The sequence below is a fragment of the Roseobacter sp. N2S genome (assembly GCF_031454055.1).
Lineage (GTDB): Bacteria > Pseudomonadota > Alphaproteobacteria > Rhodobacterales > Rhodobacteraceae > Amylibacter.
This window is the reverse complement of sequence record NZ_JAVDQB010000014.1, coordinates 67,490-84,386: the sequence shown is the minus strand read 5'-3', so window position 1 is coordinate 84,386 and position 16,897 is coordinate 67,490. Positions and strand designations below refer to the sequence as shown.

At 52.8% G+C, this 16,897-nt stretch carries 20 protein-coding genes; 2 read left to right on the top strand and 18 right to left on the bottom strand.

The genetic code is table 11. From position 1 onward, the window contains the following. Nucleotides 1–5 precede the first annotated feature (5 nt). The 13 genes from GGE09_RS21495 to GGE09_RS21435 all read right to left on the bottom strand — a co-directional run bounded on the left by GGE09_RS21495 (nucleotide 6) and on the right by GGE09_RS21435 (nucleotide 10,504). On the bottom strand, nucleotides 6–410 hold the full coding sequence (locus GGE09_RS21495; RefSeq protein WP_188678614.1) for a hypothetical protein: 405 nt from the start codon (nucleotides 408–410) through the stop codon (nucleotides 6–8). Beyond that, nucleotides 407–613, bottom strand: a complete 207-nt coding sequence (locus GGE09_RS21490) for a hypothetical protein (RefSeq protein WP_188678783.1) — start codon at nucleotides 611–613, stop codon at nucleotides 407–409. The genes GGE09_RS21495 and GGE09_RS21490 overlap by 4 nt, the downstream gene beginning before the upstream one ends. Then, the gene (locus GGE09_RS21485; protein WP_188678616.1) at nucleotides 610–1,596 is read right to left on the bottom strand and encodes an ATPase, T2SS/T4P/T4SS family; all 987 of its coding nucleotides are present in this window, start codon (nucleotides 1,594–1,596) and stop codon (nucleotides 610–612) included. The genes GGE09_RS21490 and GGE09_RS21485 overlap by 4 nt, the downstream gene beginning before the upstream one ends. Then, a complete protein-coding gene (locus tag GGE09_RS21480) occupies nucleotides 1,597–2,934 on the bottom strand; it encodes a TrbI/VirB10 family protein (RefSeq protein ID WP_309748170.1) in 1,338 nt (445 codons plus the stop codon). Further along, nucleotides 2,931–3,635 (bottom strand): TrbG/VirB9 family P-type conjugative transfer protein, encoded by a 705-nt coding sequence (locus tag GGE09_RS21475; RefSeq protein WP_309748169.1) that lies wholly within the window; start codon nucleotides 3,633–3,635, stop codon nucleotides 2,931–2,933. The genes GGE09_RS21480 and GGE09_RS21475 overlap by 4 nt, the downstream gene beginning before the upstream one ends. 1 nt (nucleotide 3,636) lies before the next feature. Continuing rightward, the gene (locus GGE09_RS21470) at nucleotides 3,637–4,290 is read right to left on the bottom strand and encodes a type IV secretion system protein (RefSeq protein ID WP_309748168.1); all 654 of its coding nucleotides are present in this window, start codon (nucleotides 4,288–4,290) and stop codon (nucleotides 3,637–3,639) included. A gap of 15 nt (nucleotides 4,291–4,305) precedes the next feature. Continuing rightward, nucleotides 4,306–5,148, bottom strand: a complete 843-nt coding sequence (locus tag GGE09_RS21465) for a type IV secretion system protein (protein ID WP_229678632.1) — start codon at nucleotides 5,146–5,148, stop codon at nucleotides 4,306–4,308. Beyond that, the gene (locus GGE09_RS21460; protein WP_188678625.1) at nucleotides 5,148–6,293 is read right to left on the bottom strand and encodes a lytic transglycosylase domain-containing protein; all 1,146 of its coding nucleotides are present in this window, start codon (nucleotides 6,291–6,293) and stop codon (nucleotides 5,148–5,150) included. Before GGE09_RS21460 ends, GGE09_RS21465 begins: the two co-directional genes overlap by 1 nt. A gap of 235 nt (nucleotides 6,294–6,528) precedes the next feature. Next, nucleotides 6,529–8,892, bottom strand: a complete 2,364-nt coding sequence (locus tag GGE09_RS21455; protein ID WP_309748167.1) for a type IV secretion system protein B4 — start codon at nucleotides 8,890–8,892, stop codon at nucleotides 6,529–6,531. Then, a complete protein-coding gene (locus tag GGE09_RS21450) occupies nucleotides 8,882–9,160 on the bottom strand; it encodes a type IV secretion system protein VirB3 (RefSeq protein ID WP_188678629.1) in 279 nt (92 codons plus the stop codon). The genes GGE09_RS21455 and GGE09_RS21450 overlap by 11 nt, the downstream gene beginning before the upstream one ends. A gap of 12 nt (nucleotides 9,161–9,172) precedes the next feature. Next, a complete protein-coding gene (locus tag GGE09_RS21445) occupies nucleotides 9,173–9,463 on the bottom strand; it encodes a TrbC/VirB2 family protein (protein WP_188678631.1) in 291 nt (96 codons plus the stop codon). Beyond that, nucleotides 9,460–10,089, bottom strand: coding sequence for a lytic transglycosylase domain-containing protein (locus GGE09_RS21440; protein ID WP_188678632.1), 630 nt, complete (start codon nucleotides 10,087–10,089; stop codon nucleotides 9,460–9,462). Before GGE09_RS21440 ends, GGE09_RS21445 begins: the two co-directional genes overlap by 4 nt. Before the next feature lie 46 nt (nucleotides 10,090–10,135). Then, complete coding sequence (locus GGE09_RS21435; RefSeq protein ID WP_309748164.1) at nucleotides 10,136–10,504, bottom strand: hypothetical protein; 369 nt, start codon at nucleotides 10,502–10,504, stop codon at nucleotides 10,136–10,138. Between the two features lie 172 nt (nucleotides 10,505–10,676). On the opposite strand from GGE09_RS21435, the gene GGE09_RS21430 reads away from it, so the two are divergent. After that, nucleotides 10,677–10,961 (top strand): hypothetical protein, encoded by a 285-nt coding sequence (locus tag GGE09_RS21430; RefSeq protein WP_309748163.1) that lies wholly within the window; start codon nucleotides 10,677–10,679, stop codon nucleotides 10,959–10,961. Nucleotides 10,962–11,072: 111 nt separating this feature from the next. Here GGE09_RS21430 and GGE09_RS21425 read toward each other — a convergent pair whose 3' ends face one another. Together GGE09_RS21425 and GGE09_RS21420 are read right to left on the bottom strand one after the other, a co-directional pair. Beyond that, nucleotides 11,073–12,080, bottom strand: coding sequence for an RcgR family putative quorum lactone hydrolase (locus GGE09_RS21425; RefSeq protein WP_188678636.1), 1,008 nt, complete (start codon nucleotides 12,078–12,080; stop codon nucleotides 11,073–11,075). After that, nucleotides 12,070–13,677 (bottom strand): RcgA family putative transporter, encoded by a 1,608-nt coding sequence (locus tag GGE09_RS21420; RefSeq protein WP_188678644.1) that lies wholly within the window; start codon nucleotides 13,675–13,677, stop codon nucleotides 12,070–12,072. The genes GGE09_RS21425 and GGE09_RS21420 overlap by 11 nt, the downstream gene beginning before the upstream one ends. A 166-nt stretch (nucleotides 13,678–13,843) precedes the next feature. Between GGE09_RS21420 and GGE09_RS21415 the strand changes: the two genes are divergently transcribed. Then, nucleotides 13,844–14,065: a hypothetical protein gene (locus GGE09_RS21415; RefSeq protein WP_188678646.1), complete on the top strand. Its 222-nt coding sequence runs from the start codon at nucleotides 13,844–13,846 to the stop codon at nucleotides 14,063–14,065. Between the two features lie 337 nt (nucleotides 14,066–14,402). Here GGE09_RS21415 and GGE09_RS21410 read toward each other — a convergent pair whose 3' ends face one another. The 3 genes from GGE09_RS21410 to GGE09_RS21400 are packed head-to-tail and all read right to left on the bottom strand — an operon-like array spanning nucleotide 14,403 to nucleotide 16,853. Then, entirely contained in the window at nucleotides 14,403–15,095 is a 693-nt protein-coding gene (locus tag GGE09_RS21410) for an adenylate/guanylate cyclase domain-containing protein (RefSeq protein ID WP_229678634.1), read from the bottom strand. Then, entirely contained in the window at nucleotides 15,088–15,999 is a 912-nt protein-coding gene (locus tag GGE09_RS21405) for a cyclic nucleotide-binding domain-containing protein (RefSeq protein ID WP_188678652.1), read from the bottom strand. Before GGE09_RS21405 ends, GGE09_RS21410 begins: the two co-directional genes overlap by 8 nt. Continuing rightward, entirely contained in the window at nucleotides 15,978–16,853 is an 876-nt protein-coding gene (locus GGE09_RS21400) for a WYL domain-containing protein (protein WP_188678658.1), read from the bottom strand. The genes GGE09_RS21405 and GGE09_RS21400 overlap by 22 nt, the downstream gene beginning before the upstream one ends. Nucleotides 16,854–16,897: the final 44 nt, after the last annotated feature.

Here is a 16,897-nt window from a genome sequence, read left to right as displayed (position 1 = left end):
TTTCCTCACCAGTTGCCTTGGTGCTCACATATTGGCTTCGCGATCTTGCGGTGTTCGTTGGCAAGATTGCGATACTCCTCCGTCCGTTCGGTCGCGCCCCAACGGTCTAAGTCGGCATAGGCTTCGAGGAACGTAGTTTCGACATTTTCCCAAGTGGGAAACCTGGTCTCACAAGAGCAGTCCCCGGATTCCGCGACAGCTTGCATGCTCTGGGCGCGATACATTTGCTGGATCAGCACTTTATTGTGAGCTTCACGCAAAGGGATGCGATCAACCCATTCGGGTTGGGGTGGTTGATCTGGGCAAACCCTTGGCGTCTCGCTTCCAATCGTTATCGTGACCTGAGCCGATACCGGTGTGACACTTACGAACCCAGCAATAAGAGCGGTTGTCACAAAGAAACGGATCATGCCGCTTCTCCGCTGCTCGTTGTAAGCTCAGCGATTTCGCGCTTCAGGAAAGCCGTAACGCTCCGTGAGTGCATATCGGACGGCACAACGGAAACTAGCTCGTAACCTGCTGCACCCCACTCTGCGAGTGTTGCGCGCATTTGGGCGAGACCCTTTTTGCTGGCCATATCAAAGACCAGAAATTCATGCTCAAACTGCTTCATGTTTTGTCTCCTTCTTCAGGCGTTCCGGGTAGGTAAAACTCCGTAATCCCGCGATCACCTTTATGGCGACCTGCTTGAATGATTACATCAATCGAGCTTTCGATATATTGTATCATGTCCCTGTAAGTCATTGGCACATCAGTTTTAAGTGCGGCAATTGCTAAGCGCTGAACCGCCAGTTGAGGGGTTTCTGCATGAAGCGTCGTCATTGACCCGCCGTGACCGGTGTTGATTGCTTCTAGGAACGTCATGGCTTCCTGGCCACGCACCTCTCCCAACACAATCCGGTCAGGCCGCATCCGAAGGGTTGAGGTGAGCAACGTGTCCGCCGATTGTGCTGGAACGTCTCGGTTTGAAATCAGCGTGACCGCATTAGGCTGCGATGGCAGCAATTCGGCAGCTTCTTCGATAGTAATTATCCGCTCGTCGTCTGGCACGTAAGCGAGGATCTTCCGCGCGGCGACGGTTTTCCCCGTGGAAGTGCCGCCCGATACGATCATGTTCAGCTTGTTTTCCACACAGAATTGCACGGCAGCGTAAATGTCGCCGCCTTTTACGACTTCTCGCAATTCACGGTTTCTGGTCTGCCGATCCACTTCCAAACTGCGTTCTGCGCCATAGAGAAACTTGAGTTCAATGTCGTCCAGCGACAGGGTGGAAAAGAAGCGCAGAGCGATAGAGTATCCATCCCTCACAGCAGGCGGTTGGATCACCTGTGCGCGAATTGGACGCCCGCGATAAGTCACGCTTACAGAGACAATCGGTTTGTCTTTACTCATCGTCGTGCTGGCGGCAGATGCAATCTGGTTTGAGAGGTCTCTGATTTCCGTCTGGGTAAGAACGGTTTCAAGACGACTCATGAAGTGGTCGCCGTGAAATTCGCCCCACACAGTGCCATCAGGATTGACGCAAATTTCAATCACATCATCCCGCTTGGCGTCCGGAAGCTTGTCCAGGCTTTGTTGGAGATAGTTTGATGCCACTTAGAAAATCTCCAAATCGCGATCAACCATGACTGTGATGCGCGAACCCTGATCCACATAGATCACAGGGCCAAGGGCGAGATAATCGCCAATCACGCTATCCGTTGCATCGGCAAGATCGTCACCGACGTCTTCCAACACCTCGGCAGAGGTTTCGTCTTCAACCTGCGCTGCCGCCGCGCCCGGTAGGGCGCTTATCAGTGAAATTAGTGCCGCCGAACCGAAGCGTTCGCTAAACCGAGTATCCACGAAGCCGGTTGCGCCGGACCGGCCGAGCTCATCACCGCCGAATGCGCTAATCACTACCGTCTGGTTGTTTGGCATGATGATCCGGTCCCATGCGATGGTGACACGTTTTTGCGCAATCTCAGCACCTGATTGGTATCGACCGATCAGCCGTGACCCGCGCGGGATCAAGACCCTAGATCCATCATACGAGTGAACATCCTCAGAAATGATTGCGCGCACAGCGCCGGGAAGGGAGCTGTCCAATGCCGTTTCTGTCACCGCTTGGATCATCGTGCCTTGGACGACTGTGTTTGACGGGTTGGCGATTACTTCAGCTTGAGTGACGGGTGACGGCAATGCCCCGTTAACAACGAAGTCCTGCACTCGGCTGAGCGTTCTTTCTGTCAATTCAGACGAGCCATCAGCACCAGTACCACCTCCGAAGGCGATGGTAGGTGATTCAATTCGAGCCTGTTGAAATGCCATTTCGGCTTGGCGGCGTCTTTCTAGTTCTGCGAGGCGGCGCGCTTCAACGTCGTCCATAGTCGATGGTATCGGGGCAGGGGTGGGAGCCTGCAGTTGAGCAAGCTCAAGGTCCATGCGAAGTTTTTCCAATTCGCGATCCCGCTCAGCGAGCGCATCTTGGAATTGCTGTTGGGCGGCTTCTGAAGATTGTTGTAAAGCTGCGATCTGTTCGGACAAAGCCTGCATAGCCTCTGCTGCCGCCGTGTTGTCTTCGGCTTCAGGCTCCGGTGCGTTCTTGATAGCTTCGATCTGGGCTTGCAGTGCCGCCAGTTGTGCCAACAGATCTGCATTGGGTTCAACTTGTGTTTCAACAATCTGAATCTCTGGCTCAGGCGGCGGCGGCGGGACGAATGGGTCAATCTCGCCAAATCCTTGACCTTCTGTCTGAAATTCTTCGGGTTGTGCCGTGGATAACGATGCTTCTCCGTCCCCCTGCAAGCTCAGGTAAGTGAAACCACCCAAGAGGGCGATACCTGCTGCGCCAGCCGCGGCCATGGCAAGTGACGGTTTCTTTTTAGCCGCAGCGGCGGAACTGCCGCCTTCCAAGGCCGCCAGCCGTTTTTCAAGATCGTTTGTGTCGCTCATGATCCTGAGCCTCCTGCTGTGGCTTGAATGCAAACGACTTCATCACCGAGGCGAAGAACCCATTGCCGACTGACACCCGAAACGCGCATTAAACCGTGTTCAACCTGCTGGCTGTTGACCGTCCGTTCATTGCTGCCTGTCGCCCGGAAAATGGCCGGGACCGGTGCGCCGCGCGCAAACCGGAAATAAGTAAACGTCCCATCATCCCAAACAGATGTTGGCGTGAACTCTTTTCTGTCACTGACTGCGTAATTGTAATTCGCTGCCTGTTGAGCGACTGTATTCCTGCCCGTTGCGTTGTCTTGAGGATACCGAAACTGCACCACGTAATAGGTCGGTGATGAGTTCTCTTGGACATTGAAATAGTAGCTGCGACGGTTCGTGTAGACAGTAATATTCGTGTGAACCCCGCGAGCGTTTGGTTTGACAGCGAAAGCACGGCCACCGGGAACACCATCGAGCTGGAAGCCTTCGGTATCACCGGCAATGATTGAGCGAATTGTTTCGCCTTGCCCAAATTCTATGGACGTTACGTGGGTCAAGCTGACGCTTAGACGGTATACCTGACCTTCCTGATAGGTCGCGATGCGAACACGGCGATCATTGCCCCCAGCACGAGGAATGGCTTCTGCAAACACGGGTTCCGCCGCAAGGGCCAGAACCAGAACCAGAGACAGAATGATTGATTTTATTGCCTTCATGTCAATTTTCCAATCTGTCTGAGCGGATGGCATATTCAATGACTGTGAAACCGAAGGGGTTGCTCCATACATCATCAATCGAGCGACGTTCTTCAGGCCGGAACTCGAAAAGCAATGTCGCGGTGAAAAGCCCGGCCTGAACACCTTGAGGCGAGGTCAAACGCTTGCGCATACGAACCTGAGCGCGGTTTGAGCCGATTCGGTTGATGCTGAGAATTTCCACATCAAGACGACTATTCTGGCCGTACACTGTTGGCGGATAGTTCGAGTTGGCACTATCCCAGAGGGAGCGCATGGAGGCTTCGGCCGCACGATCCGAGCGTTCAAGGATGCTGCGGACACGCAGATCGTTGTCGAGCTGGTTGTATGTTTCCCTATCGGTCACATACCGGAACACAACCGACTCAATGACGGCTTGATTTTCTGTCACGCGAACAGCACCAACCGATGCGTTGGGGAGCGCCATCCCTGTTTCTGGATTATAAGGCACAACAACCGGGTCAGGGTCTACATCGAGGATCGCCACAGCCGCAGCCGCAAGGCACCCTAAAACGCCAAACGCCAATCCCGAAAGCCCCAGCTTTTGCCAAAACAGTTCACGTCGTCGAGCGCCGTAAATCAGTTCTTCCTCAATGATTTCCTGTTCAATCGTCACGTCATTATCCCTTGATTAGTCAGCCGAAAGGGTCGGCAATGTGAAGTCCATGAATTGCTGTTCTTCTGCCAATGTTGCGGCGTCGAGCACACCGGCTTGACCTGTCCCAACGGTTTGCACGGCTTCCAACTGCCATTGGGCCACGAGAGCGATTGCCAGTTCAGCAGTGACGCGGGTGTTCAGATCAACGCTGTCTTTCAGCTCTTCCATATCGCCAATCATGCCAACGAGACGATCAACCCGTTCGAGGGACTGACCGGCTTCCTCATAGCTGTTTTGGGCGGCGGCAGACATCATCGCACCTGTCGTGGCCTGCTGCGCGGTGCGTTCAGCGCCAGCAGCACCGCTATTTGCCATTTCCGACAATGTATCCTCATTGAAACCGGCTTCTTCCAACACGCGCGTCATTTGGGTTTGAATGCCCGATGCACCATTTCCCGCAAGCTGCGACCAGTCGCCGTTCTTGATCGCTTCAATGGTCGAGAGAATATCACCAAACTCCTGATCCAAAATGCCGTTCAGTTCTTCCTCAAACTGCGTTGTGATGATTTCAGGCAGTTCCATGAGGCCCGTCAGGGCGGCATAGGTCTCTTGAAGCTGGGCGTATTGTTCGCGCAGCGTATCAAGCTGGGCCAGCGCTTGTTGAAGCTGCTCGTTTTGCAACACCTCATCTTCGATCATCTGCCGAAGTTGCTGGATTTCCTGCGCGATGTTCTGGGTATCGACAGTTGGGACACCCTGAGCATACGCTGCGCCGCCCCCAAGTAGGCTGGGCGCAGCTACAAACCCGATTGCACCGAGAACGGTGGCTGAGATGGTGGAGCGCATGAACACCCGTGTTTTGACGAATTTTTCCATTAGTCGAGTTCCTCCAATGTGAAGTCCATAAATTCCGATTCCTTGAGTTGTGCAGCTGCCATCGCCAGTTCTGCGTCACTCAAAGGCCGAGTGCGTGCAGCTTTCAGGCGTGTCAGCACCGCAACGAGGCGGACCAGTTCTGCCCGCGCATATGAGTTGAGAGCCATCGCCTCTTGAATGTCCTGCGTCTGCCCGATCCGGCGAACGATGTTCTGGACATGCAAGGCCGCTGCTTCGACATTCTGCATTGAGCTGTTGCCATAGAAGCTGGCACCGGCCCCAGAGATTGACAGATTCGAATTTGCAAGAAGGGCAGGGTCAATGGTCCCAAGTGCGTCGATACCGCCCACACGGGTCAGATATTCATTGTATTTGCGCGGGATCACTTGCACGTAGTGCTGTGTTTCCTGAAATGGGGGAACGCCGCCATAATTCTGGACGTTGCCTGGTCCGGCGTTATAGGCCGCGAGCGCGTGAATGATGTTGCCATCAAACATACGCAGCATTTGCGCCAGATACCGTGCTCCACCTTCGACCTGCAAATACGGGCTGTCGTAAAAGGCCGGGTAAATGCCAAGATCGCCCGCCGTTCCGGGCATGATCTGCGTCAGGCCGAAAGCACCTACCGGCGAACGAGCACCGATAGTAAAGCGGCTTTCTTGCCAGATGAGAGCTTGCAGAAGGCAGCGCCATTGAAGGACCGATAAACCGGCGCTTCCAACACCACTCAAACCGTGGGTCTCCAGTGCTACGCGAATGATGAGTTGTTCAATGTTCTGGTTTGCATCACCGAACATCTGATCCCCGGCTGGATTGTTATCGACCGCCGCATACAGCGTATCCGCCGATTGTTCAGGCAATTCACCATCTTCGAGACCAGTGACCATTGCAGGGATGTCTTGCCCACCAAAACTGGATTGCGCATCCAAAATCTGTTGAAGAACCGAAAGCTGTTCTTCCTCGATTTCCGCAATAGCCTCAGCAGTCGATAAACGTTCACGTTGGGTAGCAAGGTCTTCTTCACGATGAGCGTTCGCGGCTTGGTTTCTAATAGCCAAACCCCCATCCACGGTAGGTACGCCTTGACCCACCGAGGACGTGGCCCAGATCAGGCCAATCGCTGTGTATGTGAGGGCTCTACGCATTACTGTCCCCGAGGGCCCGCAGGAGCGGCGAGGGCCTCGAATGTGCAGTTCTTCATGGGAGCATTGCGCGTCGAAACTGTTGCGTTTGACTGCGCTGCAAAGCTAAGCGATTCAGACGTCAAATCGTGTTTGGCTCGGGTTGTGGAGCCGCCATCAAAGCAGTTAGCCTTCGGTCCCTGATAGTTTGTGCAGGCACTCAGAGCGAGTACGCCCAAAAGAGCAGTTATTGTCAGTTTCATTTTACTCTCCAGAAGTCCGGTCGCTGGCGATAATCGGCACCCACCAGTTGTTCACCTTTTTCCATCCCGCCGAGGATGGTTAGAAGCGGCCCAAGGGCGCTCAGATCAGCGTTTATGACGACTGATCCGTCATCGTCTCTGACCAACCCAAGCCGCGAGTTGCTGCCGGTGTTCAGCAAGACATCTAGTTCCTTGTTGTGCAGGTTCAGCATTGCGTAATCTGACGCATTGGCCCGAATGTTTGGGAGCAGGATTTGCGTCGGCACAGCTTCAATGATTGTCTTGCCCGTGCGTGTTTGTTCGAGCTGGCTGGCATATTGTGTCATCATCACGACCACAGCATTTTGTTTCCGCGCGGTAACAAGCCAGTTTGACAGGCGCTCTGCGAAATAGCCGTTGTCGAGTGCCTTCCACGCCTCATCAATGATGATGATCGTGGGCTGGCGATCCTCAATCACTCGCTCTACGCGGCGGAACAGATACGACAGAACGGCCATGCGCTCTTTTTTGCTTTCACTGTCCAAGATCCCCGTCAGGTCGAAGCCTACAACGTCGCCATCCAGTGAGAACGTATCTTCTTGGTTTTGGCCGAATATCCAGCCGTAACGTCCCTCAGCAGTCCATTCTTGCAACCGATCGTGCAGATCGCCACCATCATCGACAGAGACGAACAACGAAGACAAGTCTTGCCAGTTTCGAAGCTCCGGATCGGAGACTGTTGCGTTCTGACGAACAACCTCTTGAATGCGGTTGGTCTGAGAGGGGGTAAGCGGCTTGTCTGTGCGGTAGATAAGAGAGGCGAGCCAGTCAGCAAGCCACGCCTGCCCGCGTTCGTCAATCTCCGTCCAGAGCGGGTTCAGTCCCGTGGCTTCACCCGCCTTGACCGCTGTATAGCGACCACCATTGGCGCGAACCGCCATTTCCATACCGAGGCGATAGTCAAAGACGAAAAGTCGCGCGCCTGCCCTCCGAGCCTGCGTCATAAGGAAAGCTGACAGTACCGACTTACCTGAACCTGGACGACCCAGGATCAGAGTGTGTCCGCCAGTCGGCTCTTTGTCGGGGGAACCTTGCTCATGGTAATTAAACCAGTGAGCAGACCGTTCCGGTGTTGGGAACATCGAAATCGTGGTCCCCCAAGGCACCTCATGACCCTGCTTTCCAAGCGGTGTCCGATGGAAGGCGGCGAAGTCTGCAAAATTCTTATTGGTTACCGCCGCTTTCCGGCTGCGCTTTGCGGAGTTGCCGGGGTGTTGTGCAAAGAAATGGGTGCGTGCGGCGAAGGCTTCATTAACCATGTTGACGCCTTCGGTAGCAGCTGTGTTGCGGACTTCCCCAGCAATCGAGTCAAGGTTTTCAAGCGTGGAAGCAAAGACGGTCACCGTCATGTGGTGGTCCCCGAAGCTGAGACGCTTCGATTCAAGATCGTCCAACGCCTCGGCCAATTCGGCTTCCAGAGACACAGCCCCATCGTCAGCGGCCCGCATTAGACGCTGTTGTTTCTTAATTCGGCCTGCCATGAGGTTGCTATTGATCGGTGTGAACGAGTGCGTGACAACCATATCGACCGGCAGGTTCAGTTCATCGAACATCGTGCAAGACGTTTTCGCAGGGTAGTTTTTGATGGCGAAGCTTGTGCCATACCGCGAACCGACAGCCCCTTCTGAAACCTCAAAAATCGTGCCGCGAAACGTGATCCTTGAATTGGCTACATCTTGCGCCAGAAAGCCGTATTTTGAGGTTGGATAGAGCGGAAGTTCTTGCCCGGTGTTCAGGCCACCCAGAAAGCCAAGCAGCTCACCTTTTGAAGCTGACAAAAGCCGGGGATTCATGTCTGCAAAGGTGGATTTGAGAAATCCAACAACTTCACTGACACGACGCATCCGCTTTTCAGTCTGGGCCTTAATTGCAGCGATGGATTTTTTCGCACTGAACGGCAGCTTGGAGGTCAGGGCAGGGCGGTGCAAAATCGTCAGGGTGAGTGTTTTGTCGCGCAGCCCGCCATCTTTCAGAAATGCAGTCCATTTTTGATCGACATGGGCCGCAAAGTCGTCACCCTTAAGAGCCATCAACGCCGGGTCGATGGCCTTTGAAACCTTGTGGACATAAAACGAAAACTCAGGGCCGATCTGCGAAATGATGGAAGCAAACAGGGCGCGGATTTTGTCAAGATGATCGTCGTCGGTCGTGTAGCTGTTCACACCTTCGAGGCGAATACATTGAAATAGTTCGCTTCCGCGTGTCCTGACGGTATAATCATCGACCAAACTCACATACGGAAGCATGTGGGCTAGCTCTTTTTCCTTTTTTACCCATTCAGGCAGCAACGTCATTGGATCGAAACTTTCATCACGGGGCATAGCTGTTTCCTCCGTGGATATTCCTGTTTGGGGTAGGGGGTGTTTCCTGCAACGTGATTGCTACAACATCTAAAAAATTAGGGTCCCAATCCGCGGCTTTCCACAGAGCGGGATATGCAAGGGCCGACGCGAGAGCGACGCCCCAATGCTGAACCCACAAGAAGACGAGAACAGACCAGAATAACCAGACCATTGCGTACATGATGGGCAAGCCCAGCAATTTGGGAGGTCTTACGAGGCCAATGAAAAGACGGGACTGTTCTGCCATCTTACCAGCTCCCTATGTGGTCCAGATAGCGGCAACGATCGTCGGCGCGGCTGCGATACCGGCGATTGCGACAACGACCCAAAGGGCTTGCCGAAAATCGAGAATGCCAAAGAGCCAAGACAAGAAGACGCCGATCAGAGCGAGCGTGCCGATCACGATACCGAGGGGGCCGGTAATCGCGTCAACAATGCCTTGCAACAGTGTTTGGACAGGTGACAAGTCGATGGACTGTGCCAGGGCCGGTTGCGCCAGAATCAGCAGCACACCGCACAGTGTCACCATATTGGTAGTGGTAGGCTTCATGAGTTATCTCCCTCTAGCCGGTTGAACACGGCCAGCACGCGGCTGACGTGGTTTTGGGTTTCCTGATAGGGCGGAATACCCGCGTAGCGCGTGACTGCATCAGGACCGGCGTTGTATGCCGCCAAAGCGTGTCGCGCGTCCCCGAATTGGACCAGCATCATCAAGAGATACCGGGCCGATCCATCGAGGTTCTGTCGCCAGTTGTGCGGATCAACGCCAAGATCGCGCGCGGTTTCTGGCATAAGCTGTCCCAAGCCAATCGCACCGACGTGACTACGAGCGTTCGTCTGGTAGGCGCTTTCAATTTCAATGTTGGAGCGGAACAGAAGTCGCCATTCGGTTACGGACAGGCCAGCACGTCGCAGGGCTGGGTGGCTTGCGTAGCGCAGCGCCGTCTCATCAATGGCAGCAAGAATTTCGGGGCGTCCACGGGCAGCGCGAGCCGCAACCGAAGCGACCCGAGGGCCAGCGCCACCCGGCGACGTATCTTCGTTGGCACCGCGGCCAAAGAGTTGAAGACCTTGAGAGGCGGTGCCTTGCCCCACCCCATCATTGTAATTTCTTGCGAAGTTGCTTTGCGAGGTCGATGTTTCCAGCGAGCCATCGCCTCGCATGACCAGCACCATAGCTTGCGCGTTTGCGGTGGTGCTGATCAGAAATAGCGCTGTCGCGCTAGCTGTTGTCAGTGTCCAGAGCGTTGTCCGTGAGGATGTGGGTAGAACGCCTGCCCTCAACCAATGGAATATCGACGTGTTCGAAGCCCATCCCCTGCATGAAAGAGATAAGTCCATTGGCAGTCTTGAAGGCCCGCGCAGTAATTTCGTCTTCTGGCGTGGCTCGGTTTCGGGCAGAAACAAGCAGCTTCTCATACGTGTGATCTTTGTTGACCACACGGATGATCCAGACCCCATACCAAACCGCAGCTTTTTTCGTCGCTGTGGTTTTGCATACAACCTCAGCTTGATATCCGTTCTGGATGAGAGATCGGAGCAATGTTTCGGTAACCACATTGGGCGCTTCTTTATGTATGTCTGTCCCCACGTTTGCGCTCTCTTTTCAGGTTGGCAAACAGGGCCCCTCCTCGGGTACCCTGCTACTACAATATTATAATGCGACCCTCAAGTTATAATATTGTTACTTGAAGGAAGACGGTTTCTACGCCACCTTTAAGCATAAGCAGCGAATTTTTCCAGCATCTAAGGGGGCACAGGCATTGCCACTCATCAGAAAGCTCACCTACGGCCTTACAATATCGTGTGTTTTTATAGCCTCGATGGTGCATGCGGGAACCTGTTATGCCCCGGATCGACCGTTCGTTCCGGCAGATCCGGACACCGCCAAAGAGTATGCCGACTTAATAAAACGGGATTTCGAGACCTATATCAACGACGTTCAAGCATACTTCCGGTGTTTGGAGATTGAACGGGGCCGTGCGTTCACCGAAGCGCAGGAGGTCAGCCAAGAATATGGAGAATTTGTTCAGCGTGATGGGCAATAATCACCGGCTTGCGCTGCATTGATCTCGGCAGCGCCGACTCCTGGGTCACTGTATTCACGGGCAACGATGCGATCTCAGCTGGTATGAAGGTGAGCGACAAGTCCTAAGCGATCATTGGCCGTGCTTGAGCAACCGCTTCAATCTTAAGCCGGCAAACATGATGTGAGGGGGCATCGCCAACGAATAGTGACCGCAGTTGAGTTCCAGAATATCTGGGCTGCCCCCAGTCTCCTTCAATGTCTGAATGAATCTCTGCGATAGCTCTGGCATTACCACTTTGTCACGCTTTGCCAGCACAAGCTGAAGATCGAGATCAGATCGTCCCAACCTATGAGCGTGATTTTCCAAGTTGAGGGGTCCCCACGCCCTTCTGAGATCGGTAAGATCAATCTCTGACTCTAGGCTGTCGCGTATTAGCCGTGTCGCGCGACCAGTCCAGACCATATCTGCCAAACTTCCGGCCGTCAGGAAAAGCGAGGCTTTCGTTACAGCCGGGTCATGCGCCGCGACCAACCCAGCAACCCACGAACCTAGACTCATCCCGAGAACTGAAATCTCCTTGTATCCTTGGCATTTCAGCCAACGAATGAGTTTCCGGCCATCCAAAACGGCCTGCCTGACAGATTGGATCGTTCGACCGATATTCGAGCTAAGCATATAATCAGCATGCGTCGAGTCGGGACGGCTGCGTTGGAAATGATAGGGCAGCGCAATCTCGACGACAGTGATGCCGCGCTTCGAGAAGAAGTTCGCAATCTGACGTTGCTGCTTGCTTGCATTCCAATGGTGAAAAACGACTAGCGCCTTATCCAATGAACCGCTTTCCGTCACCTTCGACCAGACCATATTGTTCTCTTCGGTGTCGGTTGAGACGTCCGATGGAAACTTGATCCAGTCATTTTTCAAACTGAACTCAAAAGCTGAATCGATTGGTTCATCAAAGAAGGCTGGATCCTCGACGGCCTGGTCTGCAAGGTTACAAAGCTCCGCGATGCTACCTACCTGCTTTTTGCCTGGAAACGCGAGTTCCGCATCAAGGACGAAATCGGCCACTTTCTTTAGTTCGTTGCCTCGCTGTACGCGCCGTTCATCCCACCGATCCAGCCAATTATGATACACTTTGACTGTCTCTCTGCTCTACCGCGTTCCATGTTTCGAACCCCGGATCAAACAGGCCGTAAATCGCGATTAGCACCGCTACGCTCAGTAAAATGGAGAAGCCCGCGAACACACCGATCAGCAAATAGCTGGCCACTAGTATAGCTACGGTCGTTACCATCATGCCCATGAGGACATGAAACTGACCGCTCGCGCCCAATCGGGAAGCGCCATACAGAAAGACAAAAACTGTCGCCAAAACGATAAGAAGGCTACTGAAATGGTTCGGTGCACTGTAGTCGGTCAAGCTGTGGATTTCATCGCCTGTATTGAAGATCGAAGTCATGTCTCCAACCAGCCAACGTACGATGTTTGTCCCGCTGGATGCCAAGTAGGTGCTTTGCAGCTTCATGCAGATCGCAATGAAGATCCCCAGAACCGTACATCGAAAAATCCCACGCATCACCCGAGCACCAACTGTATTGGCTTCGTGTTGATGCTCAGCTTTTTGCTTATCGTCTGACCCCGCCAGAATTTTCTCAAAATCCTGGACCACCGTATATAGCAATATGAGGCCCGCGAAGAACACATAGAAGCAGACGCACATGTAAAAATATGCGAAGCCTGTGAACACGATCTCTTCCGGAACGGATATAACTTCTGGCTGCACAAGCGCCAACGAGCCCCAATCAGGGGCAATGCTACCAGCTCCTTGCACCAACGGAAGCAAGCGAACCCCGATCCATTGAAAGACACCCGCAAACAGAAAACATATCAAAAAGACCGCCCAAAACGTACAAGAAGACGCTTCTACGTTGCGCGCCCAAGTGTCGGAACTATCCATCCGGTCGGGGTGAGCCACAAGATGCAAGCGCCCTTCATATTTCCAAAAGACCAGTAGTTCTGCGACAATCGCAAAGAACAGCGGCATGAACACCATAAACAGAAATGTCCAATTGGGTGCCCAAATAAATCCTACCTCCTTAATGTGGCCATCCAGTGAGTCAAAAGTTGCTTGATGGATGCCGAGAAAATAGGATGAGAACCCAAGTGCGACGGCACCGGCAAATACCGACGACGGTAAGTTCAAGGGAGACCCGCCAAACAAGGATTCCGATGTTCTCGCCAGACTAAAACGCTGATTCCGGCGGTTGGCGTCGTCTCGGGCCCTATCAGATTGTGGGACTGACGTACCGTCGGCGTGAACGGGCTGCGCCAAATCTGGCACCTCCGGCGCATTGCTTTCCTTTGCGTTTCGCTTCTCGCGCCTTTTGGCCAACAAGCTTGATCGCGCCGCGCTAAGCTCCGCCTGCCATTCGCTCGTTGCCTCTGGGTCGTTGCAGCCGAAAATCCGGGCCAGCCATCGAATATTTTCAGAGCTAATACCCTTCTCGTTGTCTTGAAACCACAGTTGCACCGTTCGCAGCTCGACCCCAGCACCGCTAGGATCAATCTGCGTGATGGCTGCTGCAAGAAGATCAGGTGTCCATGGACCTTCAGGAAACCCGTCACAATCCACAGGTCGACCCGCACCTGCCGAGGCTAGGTGCTTAAACAGTTCCTTAAAGTCCCTATCGTTTCTCTCCGGGCGCAGAAAATATTTACCGTTCTTTGTCAACTACTTGCAAACTTCTGTTTCGTTTCGCTTCGACCCCATTCGTTTCATATCGTGCTTTTCCACCCTTTAGAAGTGCAACCAGAGCGCGCAACTGGTTCGAGCAAGAACCAGCCGGAACCTTTCGGCGGCGACATAGCTGCTCAACCATTCATCTGAGGAAAAACAAATGTTGGAAAGTACCACCTGCGATCGGCTCGATCCGCAAACCATTGCCCTATCTGATGCAATCAACGCACCAACGGGCCAAAAGAGACTACATGCAACGCCAATCAAGCGCATCCTGGACCGCCACTCGCGGGAGGTGGTTGGATGGCTCTATGTGTGGAATACTGGCGCTCAAGTTCCGATGTGGAAGGATGGGCGCAAGAACGATGTCATCTATGAGTAGCATCGCGACCTTGGCCCACCTCGTGGCATTGGACCGCCAGTCACCGAAAGTACCGGCATTGTTGCAAAGTCTATGAGTTTCGCAACGACATTGTGCCGCTATGAAAACAAGACATACGAATTGGTGCACATATCAGATGCATAAGGGAAGGTGTTTTGATGATGGTATAGAAACTGGATAGGGTAGGGTAGGGTGGTCCATCACTGACCTGAAACCTTGCTGCCTTGGGTGCGTGGAAAGAATCCCGCAGGCAAGGTAGTCGATTGCTGCTCTTGGCCCCGTCACCGCCCTTCGTTGCAAAAGTGCCTACTTCTGCTGCTCTGGCCGCATCAGCAGTTTAAGGCCGCCAAGTCCACGAAGACCGATAAAGCTTTCGTCCGTTCCAGTCGGCGCTTGTCCACATATTGCGCTTAGGATCACCACCAAACTTCGACTTCTCGTTAAGCTTCTTGTAAACGGCTGGAGTAATCCTCGTTGCGACGTCGCTAGAAAGAGAGTTCATACGCGCAGCGTGGTTTGCCGCACTTCCGACCCATACGAGATCGTTGTTGTTACGTATTCCACTTCTAACGACAAGCATATCAGATGTATCAATGCCGACAGTATGGCGCAGAGAGAAGTTTGTTGAAGTATATTGATTTTTTAGTGCTGGGTTAATTACCTTCTTGACCAAATAGTTGATCTGCATCCCCGTTTTAGCGGCATCAGAGTTCTTGCTGTCACCGATAAAGACACCCATCACCCGATCACCATCGAAGGATCGAACTTCACCACCGTTTAGGCGGATAGTCCTCGTCGCACACAGCAAGAATGCTTTGTACAGTTCAGCGGCAAATTTTACGTCGTACTGATCGACAATCTCCGTTGAGCCGTCCATGTCTGCGTAAAGTACGGTCGCAGAGATAGAGCGGCCAACATTCGACAGCCCAATGTCTTGCGACTTTGGAACAACTTGACCTTTGGTCTCAGTCCAAGCCGTCGTAAAGATTGCTCGGACGTTCTCGTGCATCTTGTCCTCAAATTCACTCACGTCTGTTTGAGCTCCTTCGCAAATCTCGATCTGCTAACCAAGACATCAAAGCCAGCCCTGCGAGAGAAAGATAAATTATGGCGACTCCCCACCATTTTTGCTCTGGATTCGAACTAAAATTCCAAAGAAACGGAAGTGGCTGCCGTGTCCCGTTAACCGAGAATGAAAGGCTAAAAAGGGTCTGGACTGCCTGAGCAATCATGGCAGTTCCCGAAAGCCAAAACATGTTTCGATAAATAAAATCTGGGTTCATTCTTATTGCAACGAGAGTGCCGGACGCGCCAGCCCCAATGGCAAACAGGATAGCCACCCAAACCGGAGACCCACCAAGTCCGAACCAAACTCCGCATAGGACTCCGACTACCGCTCCGAACACAACCGACGCCCATGTCCATGTGGTTCTGGATGAGCTCTTTCCGTCACCTAGTAACCTAATGTTTTTTCGGTTCATGGAATCGACCATGTCAGACAATCGCTCACGAAACTCAGCGTTCTTCGACATTAGATCTCTGAAATCATGAGCGGAGATGACTCGGGCCTCCACATTCGGTGTACTCACAATAACATCCGCAGATCGAGCCGATCCTGGCTTCATCGCTGCCATTTCCCCAACGGTTTCGGTTGCTTCTTTGGAGTCGATAAAATTTGAGTTGATGTATACCCCAACTGAACCGAACAATAAGAAATACACGTCGTCAGCGTCATCGCCCTGTTTCAGCAAGACGTGACCTTTCGGGAACCGAACCAATTTAGACCGGCTAACTATATCTTTGGCCAGTTCTTCATTGTTAGCAACAAGCTTGCTCCGGCAGATGATTTTGTGGTGTTTTTCCAACACGGATTCCAAGAGATGATCATTCTCCTCGGGTGGCGCTAGCTCTTCTATTTTCTTCTTTCTAAGCAAGTCTCTATCTCTTCCAAGTTTGAAATTTTTAGTCGGTAGCTACTCTTATTGCGCATCGCTTCGCCCTCGATCTCCAGAGGATCAAAGCCGTAGAACCTAAGATAGTAGAAGATCATTGCCTTGCGGACTGGGAGCTCCAGACAACCATCGATCATACTATATTCGATTTCGACCTGTTCTTTCTGTCTTGCCGTAAGTCCCGGTTCCGCTTGAAGTTTCATCTTAATTAATTGATGCCATTGCGTGTCTGGTCGAAGATCTGGGCATTGGTTACTCGACACGTTGGCAACCTCAATTCTTGAAAGCACAAAATCTGAGTATCTGTCTTTCTCAAGATCGAATGCACGCATGTGCCACCTGTGACCGTCGCTTGCCAATGCGTGTGGACAAAGCGTGCGCGCGCCTTCTGTGTCTGAACTCAAAGACACGTATTTGACCGTCAAACATGTTTTTGCATCGATGGCCTCTAATACGGCCCGAAGAACTTTGGAATCCATCTTACGGGACGCAACGGCAACAGCATCAAATTCAGGAACTGACGCTGGCCAAATTTCGTTCGCCGTGCGGTAACCGTGATGATGCATTTCAAGTTGATGAAGGTACTCCGCAGCTTCGCCGCCGCTGAAGACAGGTTTGAAGTTCGACCGAGAAACGTATGTCCGGCGGCGTGTGTCATAAGCCATGTTCTTGGGTGCCAAGTCCAAGTAGGAAGTCAAATCAAGTGTAGCCTGCTGCGGCGATATCTCGAACTGCTCAGTCAGCAGCTTCCGTCCAACTGCTCCCTCCCACATAAGCTGAAATTCAATGAACTGGTAGCGCCTACGCAGGCTCGGCTTGATGCCTTCATGTTTCATGTCTGGTCTCCCTACGATACTTTAGCATATTGACATTTAATATG